This is a genomic window from Aeromonas sp. R3-1 (assembly GCF_040908345.1).
Taxonomy (GTDB): domain Bacteria; phylum Pseudomonadota; class Gammaproteobacteria; order Enterobacterales; family Aeromonadaceae; genus Aeromonas; species Aeromonas veronii.
In genome coordinates this window covers 1-7587 of the sequence record NZ_JBFODN010000096.1, presented here as the reverse complement: position 1 = coordinate 7587, position 7587 = coordinate 1, and the positions used below count along the sequence as shown (strand labels likewise).

At 60.5% G+C, this 7587-nt stretch carries 7 protein-coding genes; 4 read left to right on the top strand and 3 right to left on the bottom strand.

Annotation, left to right across the window (positions count from 1 at the left end; translation table 11 throughout):
- Positions 1–352 precede the first annotated feature (352 nt).
- Both AB5Y85_RS06340 and AB5Y85_RS06335 read right to left on the bottom strand, forming a co-directional pair.
- Entirely contained in the window at positions 353–1399 is a 1047-nt protein-coding gene (locus AB5Y85_RS06340; protein WP_368221280.1) for an NAD(P)H-dependent flavin oxidoreductase, read from the bottom strand.
- Between the two features lie 131 nt (positions 1400–1530).
- Positions 1531–2172 (bottom strand): ribonuclease, encoded by a 642-nt coding sequence (locus tag AB5Y85_RS06335; RefSeq protein ID WP_047438435.1) that lies wholly within the window; start codon positions 2170–2172, stop codon positions 1531–1533.
- A 203-nt stretch (positions 2173–2375) separates the two neighbouring features.
- Between AB5Y85_RS06335 and AB5Y85_RS06330 the strand changes: the two genes are divergently transcribed.
- Entirely contained in the window at positions 2376–2936 is a 561-nt protein-coding gene (locus AB5Y85_RS06330; RefSeq protein WP_005343397.1) for a carbonate dehydratase, read from the top strand.
- Positions 2937–3014: 78 nt separating this feature from the next.
- Here AB5Y85_RS06330 and AB5Y85_RS06325 read toward each other — a convergent pair whose 3' ends face one another.
- Positions 3015–3923: an S-adenosyl-l-methionine hydroxide adenosyltransferase family protein gene (locus tag AB5Y85_RS06325; RefSeq protein WP_019446189.1), complete on the bottom strand. Its 909-nt coding sequence runs from the start codon at positions 3921–3923 to the stop codon at positions 3015–3017.
- Between the two features lie 198 nt (positions 3924–4121).
- Between AB5Y85_RS06325 and AB5Y85_RS06320 the strand changes: the two genes are divergently transcribed.
- From AB5Y85_RS06320 to AB5Y85_RS06310, 3 genes are all read left to right on the top strand, one after another.
- Positions 4122–4586, top strand: coding sequence for a hypothetical protein (locus AB5Y85_RS06320; RefSeq protein WP_021229493.1), 465 nt, complete (start codon positions 4122–4124; stop codon positions 4584–4586).
- 156 nt (positions 4587–4742) lie between these two features.
- Positions 4743–6212 carry a GGDEF domain-containing protein gene (locus AB5Y85_RS06315; protein ID WP_368221281.1) on the top strand — a complete coding sequence of 490 codons (1470 nt, stop codon included), beginning with the start codon at positions 4743–4745 and terminating at the stop codon, positions 6210–6212.
- 97 nt (positions 6213–6309) lie between these two features.
- Positions 6310–7557, top strand: a complete 1248-nt coding sequence (locus AB5Y85_RS06310) for a DEAD/DEAH box helicase (protein WP_368221279.1) — start codon at positions 6310–6312, stop codon at positions 7555–7557.
- Positions 7558–7587: the final 30 nt, after the last annotated feature.

Genomic DNA, 7587 nt, shown 5'->3' with positions numbered 1-7587 from the left:
TCTCGAGTCAAGCCTTATTTTCAAAGGCTTTTCGAGGTTACCGACGAGGTTGTTTGCGTTGCCGCTTGCCCTGTCGATGGAGGCGCATTATAGAGCTCCAGCTCACATTGGCAAGGCTTTACCGCAATAAAATTGCAAAAAAGTGCAATTTCTTGGTTATTCATATCAATGAACAGCCTTTACACAGACTTATCCACAATCAAGGGTAAAGTGAGGACGTTTTACACCGGATAAATGCCTTACAAGGGTACTGGCCTGGCACTCATCTACCATTGCCGCACTGTCGCGTCTAACGCACAGCGCCCTCGACATCTTCTATATAAGAAGGCGTATGAGGTATATATAGAAGCACTTATCCCAATCCAGCCTCTTTGACCCAGCACGCTATCAGCTCGCCAGCGGGAAGATCCCGGCAGCCCGATACATCCTGCCCAGCCCAGAGCGGAGAGAAGCCACTGTCCCCCGCCTTCTCGGCGGCAGCACGCAGCGGTGCCAGTGCGCCACTGGCATAGGGGAAGTGAGGGGCAAGATCCGAGAGCGGGCCCAGCTCACGCATCAGACGGTTGACGATACCCCGCGCCGGGCGGCCACTGAACAGATTGGTCAGTACCGTCTGCAGGCCTTGGGGTGAGTGAAGGGAGGCTCGATGCAGCGCCGAGGTGGTCGCTTCATGGCAGCAGAGAAAGGAGGTCCCCATCTGCACGGCACTCGCCCCCAGCGTCAGCGCGTTGGCGATCCCCTTGCCATCGACGATACCGCCAGCGGCGATCACCGGCAGATCGGTCACCGCGAGGATTTGCGCCAGCAGGGTCAAGGTGCTCTGCTGCAAGGCGAGATCATCGGAGAGGAAATGACCGCGATGACCGCCCGCCTCCAATCCCTGAGCGATGATGGCATCGGCGCCGTGTTGAGCGAGCCATACAGCCTCCGCCACCGTGGTGGCACTGGCAAATACCTTGGCCCCCGCAGCCTTCACCCGGGCAAGCAACTCGGGCGCGGGCAGGCCGAAGTGAAAGCTGACCACAGCCGGTCTGAACTCGGCCAACATGGCGGCATGTTCCCCATTGAAAGGCGCACGACTTGACGCTGTCGTAACGGCTGGGGGAAGTATGCCGAACTCGGCGTAGTAGGGAGCAAGGCGCTGCTGCCAACTGGCCAGAGCAACGGGATCAGGTTCCCGTTGCCGATGGCAGAAGAAGTTGATGTTAAATGGCCCAAGGCCGCTTTGGGTAAGTCGTCCCAGTTCGCTGCGCAGCTCCGCTGATGTGAGCATGGCGGCAGGCAAGGAGCCCAAGCCGCCCGCACGGGTCACGGCCAGCGCCAGCTCACTTCCCTGCACACCGGCCATCGGCGCCTGAATAATGGGATAACGCATTCCCAGCTCGGCAAACAGGCTCATCCTTTCACCCCAAGCAGCATTGCCCGCTCTGTCGGGCCAAACCTGTTGTTGCCATCCATCTGTCAGACTCCTTTCCGATAGCAGTGGTTGCACATCAGGCCCGCAAGGGGCCTGATGAAGAGAGTGAAGGCTTAACGCACGCTGCGCAGCAGGAAGTCCGGCTGACCACAGGAGCGGCGCTCGCGCTTTTGCATCTCGGCGGAGCAGGTGACCGCATCCGTCCCCTCTTTATTGACGCAGATGTAGATCTCCCGCAGGAAGCGGCCACCATCGGCGCAAGCCACCGTGATGTTGTCGGGGGCCAGCCACTCGTTGGCGCTCGCCAGATCGGCCTTGAGCTGGAAGCTGGTTTTGCGCAGCGGCTCTTCCGGGGATTGATAAGCCGCCGGGATCTTCACCTTCTGGCGCAAATCACTCGCCAGCTGATGGAAGGCCTGCTGGCTCAGGCCGGAGCAGGTGCCGTGCTTCTCCCACTCATGGCGATAGAGGAAACGGCTGGGGTAGAGGTCGGCAAACTCGCTCTCCATATCGGGATTGAGCCGTTCGCGGGTGCAGTTGCTGGGGTAACCGCGATCGTACTGAGGCCAAAGACCGTGCAGCACAAAGCCCAGCTTGCGGGAACACTGGTCCCGATCCGCCGGTTTGACGGCGCAATGCTCGGGCGACCAGGAGAGCGCCATGGCGTAATAGTCAAACTCCCCCGCCTCCCCTTTGGCCTGCACGGCCGAGGAGAGCAACAAACCACCCGCCAACAGGGCAATCATCTTCTTCATCTTTATATGTCCATCTAACGCGACTCGGGATAACAGCCATGCTCCCATATTCTGGCGACCGGAAACAGCCATGCCGAAACGGCATACGACAAGGGTCAGACCAGTCAGGGGTTTCACCAGAGGGCGAGCAGGGGTAAGCTGACCGACCGGTAGGCTCCTCGTCCACCACCAGATAATCCCTCTTGGCAACCACAGGATGTAACATGATCCGCAAGAATCCCTCCGGCCATCTGCCTGTCATCGACGAATCCGCTTATATCGACAAGACCGCCATCATCTGCGGCAAGGTGATCATCAAAGAGAATGTCTTTGTCGGCCCCTATGCGGTGATCCGCGCCGACGAAGTGGATGCCAACGGCGAGATGGAACCCATCGTCATCGGCGCCAACTCCAATATTCAGGATGGCGTGGTGATCCACTCCAAATCCGGTGCAGCCGTCACCATCGGCGAGTACACCTCCATCGCCCACCGCTCCATCGTCCACGGGCCATGCGAAGTGGGGAACCGGGTCTTTATCGGCTTCAACAGCGTGCTGTTCAACTGCCATATCGGCGACGGTGCCGTGGTGCGTCACAACTCGGTGATCGATGGCTGCGATCTGCCGCCGGAGTTCTACGTCCCCTCCACCACCCGCATCAACCAGCAGAGCGATCTGACCCATATCCCGCGGGTTTCGGTGGATGCAGCCGAGTTCTCCGAAGACGTGGCCCATACCAATATCGATTTGGTCAAAGGGTACAAGGCGCTCTCCAACGAGTTCTGATCCCTCTGTATTCCCAGAGAACAAAACGGGCGCCGAGGCGCCCGTTGCTGTTTCTATCTCTACTTATATATGTGCGGGTCAGGAGCACTTCTTCAGGCTGATATGCCAGTTGGCGCCGGATTGCACCTGATGCTTGGCGGCGAAGCTGTCCATGTTCAGCGCCACCGACACCTGCAGCAGGCTGTTGAGGTAGACCAGCGGCTGACCTTCAGGCACATCGCCGAAGCTGCTGACGTAAGGGGCCTTGCCGTCATATTTGACCACATCCCCTTCGCGGATCTTGATGCAGGCGTTATCCCCCTTGTTGATCCCCGCCTTGGTCAGCAGGGCATCGTCGATATTGGTCCAGACGTTTCCGTACTGCACATCGAGGATCGGGATGGTGCCCTTGAGGGTGCCATCTTTCTCGGCGACCGCAGGCTGATAGGGGATCTTCACCACTTCGGCGGGCAGCAGCGGGCCGACCTGCTCGTAGCTGATGGCGCCGGAGGCGAGCCGCGCGCCGGTATAGGCGTACACATCGCGGCCATGGAAGGTGTAGGACTTCTCGGAGCCCTTGAGGCGGTTGAGCTTCTCATCGATCTGGCGCACCGCCTCGATGCCGAAGTGCTCGGCCACCAGGGTCAAAGTGCCATTGTCCGGAGTCACGATGTAGTGGCCGCTCCTGGTCTTGAGCACCACTGACTTGCGCTCGGTGCCGACACCGGGATCCACCACGCTGACAAACACTGTGCCCTTGGGCCAATACTGCAGGGTCTGGTAGAGGCGGTAGGAGGCTTCCCAGATGTTGTAAGCCGGGATCTCGTGGGTCAGGTCATAGAGCGGCAGGGTGCGATCCACCCCGAAGGCAACCCCCTTCATGGCCGAAACGGCGCCATCTTTGAGGCCAAAGTCGGTCTGGATCACCAGCGCTTCGTTGGCGGCGGCGATGCCGCTTGCCAGCATGAGGGCGAGCGCGATGGCGCGGGGAGCGGTGCGAATATCCATATCTGAACTCCTGAATCATCTGAGGATAACGAAACGGCGATAGCCATTTAGACATCCAGACTGCCACCAATGGATTTTTTTGCAAGGGGTTTGCCACAAAGTGAGGGACGACTCGCAGAAATTGTGCTCGCCAAACATCGGCGGCGGGGGTATCAAAGGCAGAACAGGAAAACGTTTACAATACAGGAGCTCAGCACCATGACACAACCCGTACCGGAGATGATGACCCTGCTGCTGGAGATTGGTGAACAGAGCAGTCAGCTCTGGCTGAGCCAGCCAGATGCGGCCCCGTCACACTACCCGCTGGCCTTTGGCACCCACGCCATCCAGCCAGGACCGTTTCGCCACGCGCCGCCCACCCCGCTCGAACTGGAGCGGGCCATCATGGTGGTGGAGGACGAGCTGATGCGCATCGCCCCGCAGATCCCGCCCGGCTTGCAGCTGACCCTGCGCAGCCAGCCGTCGCTGGCCGAAGTGCTGGGGGACAACCAGCTCGACCGGGATCTGGTGGAACAAGCCTTTGGCCAGCTGGCCGCCATGGCGGAAGGGGATCCCCTCGCCGCCAGCTTGCTGCCCCGCGACGAGCACTTTGCCGCCGTGCTGCTGATCGTCAGGGAGTGGCTGCACCATCTGGCCAGCGAGAGCGTGCTGATCGTGGAGTAGGGATAAATAAGTGGTGAGGGCTTCAGCTTCTGGCAAGGTTTGTCGGTGGATCCTGTCGGGATTTCATTCGCGTATACTTTGCCCGTATGGCGCCCGCGCCCCTATCGGTACTGCACCCAGACACCTATGACCTTATTTTCAGGTAATCCCCCAGCCTTGCACTGGCCACCGGCGTTTGCTCGCCAGTTCATCGCCAAAGTGGCCGGATTGGCCCTGCTCGCCCTGACCGGGCTGGGCACTGTCTTCTACTACACCTATCTCACTATCCAGCACGACATGGATCTCATCACCGCCAGACAGAAGAACGTGTTCGAGGTCTTCTACCAGCGAGCCAAGATCCTCAAGGTGGAGAACATCACCAGCTATCTGGCACAACACCATCTGCTCGATCAGCCACCACCCCCGAATAGCGTCGGCAGCGACTATCTCTACGGGTATGACCTCAAAAGCAAATACCGCTTTGCCGATATTCCGCTGCAATACCCGGCCGCCAATCTCCTCAACACCTTCCGCTATGCCCTCTCCTATCCGGAGGTGATCAACATCTACACCATCTGGAATGACTACCGGCTGATCGGCATGGTGGCCGACAACAATGTGCTGCCCACCAGACTGGCGCCGATCAAGGTGGATCTGATGACACTGCCCGCCTGGTATCACTACTTCGGTTGCGCCAGCTTTGCGCCCGGCCGCCCCTTGTGCAGCGCCGATGAGGCCTTTGTCTCCGATATCGAGATCGACAGCTTCAGCATGCGCAACACCATAGTTATGTACTTCCCCTTCATTCATCAGTCGGGGCGCGGCGGTTACAAATACGGACTGCTCGGTATCGACATCGCCGTCGATGAAGCATTTAACGATGTGCTGCGACCCTTCGACACCATCAACCCGACCCGCACCAACATATCGTTTGAAGCCGCCGAGCCCTGCCGCCCAAGGCATCTCTGCCTGAGCAAACCCTTTATGCGCACCAAGGCGGGGGATGATCTCTATCTGAAGTGGTCCTACAGCTGGTTCGATTTCGTCAAGCTGGCCCTGCAAAGTGCGGCCTTCAAGGTCTATCTCATCGTGCTGTTGCTGGGCATGGTGGCCTGGAAGCAGATCTACCTGCGGCTGCGCACCCTGGCGCACACCGACCACCTGACCCGGCTGCCACGCAGAGATGTGCTCTGCCAAAGTCTGCTCCATGAGCACGACTACCTGATGATCCTCGATATCGACAACTTCAAGTCGATCAACGACACCTATGGCCATGGCGTCGGGGATCTGGCACTGGTCGCCTTTGCCCGCCACCTCAGAAGCAATATCCGCAAGGTGGACAGCGCCATCCGTTGGGGCGGCGAGGAGTTTATCGTGCTGTTCAAGGGGATGGAGGATGACGAGATGATGATCCACTCCGCTGGCCGCCTGCTGGATCGCCCATTGGGGATCCCCGAGCTGCCCACCCTCATCACCTTCTCCGCCGGGGTGATCCGCATTCGCGACTACCTCACCGTCACCGAGGCGGTGCATCTGGCCGATGAGCTGCTCTACCACGTCAAACAGCACGGCAAGCACAACATCGCCTGCTACGAGGGCAAAAGGATCCGGCTGATCCGGCCGTTGCCGGACGACGCGGGGGCATAGCCGCCTTCTGCCCCTCCCCCTGCTTCTGTTACCATCGTGGCCACGATCACTCATTGCATCGTGGCCGCAGGCCGCGATAACCCCGACTGGTGCCCCTATGTCCACAGCCTCCTTTGCCGAACTGGCCCTCTCCCCCCGTCTGCAGCAGACCCTGACCGAACTGGGCTATGCCGCCCCCACCCCCATTCAGGCCCGCGCCATCCCCACCATTCTGGCGGGACGAGATCTGATGGCAGGCGCCCAGACCGGCACCGGCAAAACCGCCGCCTTTGTGCTGCCGCTGCTGGAGCAGTTGCTACAACAGCCGCAAGCAGAGCCCCGCCCAATCCGCACGCTGGTGCTGGTGCCGACCCGCGAGCTGGCGGTGCAGGTCGCCGAGAGCGTGGCGCGCTACGGCCAGGGCACCGGTCTCACCAGCACGCAAGTCTACGGCGGAGTGAGTATCGCGGCGCAGGTAGAGGCGCTTCAAGCCGGGGTGGATATCCTGATCGCCACCCCGGGCCGCCTGCTCGACCATCTGCGTCAGGGGGCATTGAGCCTGGATAGCCTGCGCCATCTGGTGTTTGACGAGGCGGATCGCATGCTCGACATGGGCTTTATGGACGAGATCAAGGCGCTGCTCAAACAGATCCCGGTGGATCGCCAGACACTGCTCTTCTCCGCCACCTGCGACGACAACCTGTTTGCCCTCTGCAAGGTGCTGCTGCGCGACCCCGAGCTGATTGAAGTGGCACCGCGTAACACCACGGCGGCCGAGGTGGAGCAGCGGGTCTACACGGTGGACAGCGATCGCAAGCTGGCGCTGGTCGAACACATGCTGAAAGTGAAAGGGTGGGCACCGGCGCTGATCTTCAGCCGCACCCGCCAAGGGGCGGACAAGCTAGCCCAGCAGCTTGGCAAGGCTGACATCAATGCCCTCGCCTTCCACGGCGATCTGTCGCAAAGCGCGCGAGAAAAAGTGCTGCTGGAGTTTCGCGCCGGCACCTTGCAGGCGCTGGTCGCCACCGACGTGGCGGCTCGCGGCCTCGATATCACGGATCTCAACTACGTGATTAACCTCGAATTCCCGTTTGTGGCGGAGGACTACGTCCACCGTATCGGTCGCACCGGCCGTGCCGGCAACAAGGGGCTCGCCATTACCCTGTTCAGCCCGGAAGATGCGCCCCTGTTGGAGAAGGTGGAAGCGGTACTCGACACCCGTTTGCCCCAGCAGTGGTTCCCGGGCTTTGAGCCGGATCTCACCCGCTTCGAGCCCGAGCCGCGCCGCAACAGCAAGGCGGCCCAGAAGCAGCGCGCCAGAAAGCAGGCGCTCGCTGGCAACAAGGGTGGCAAGGGCAAGCGTTAAGCCGCTCCTGCGCCGCCAACAAAAAACGCC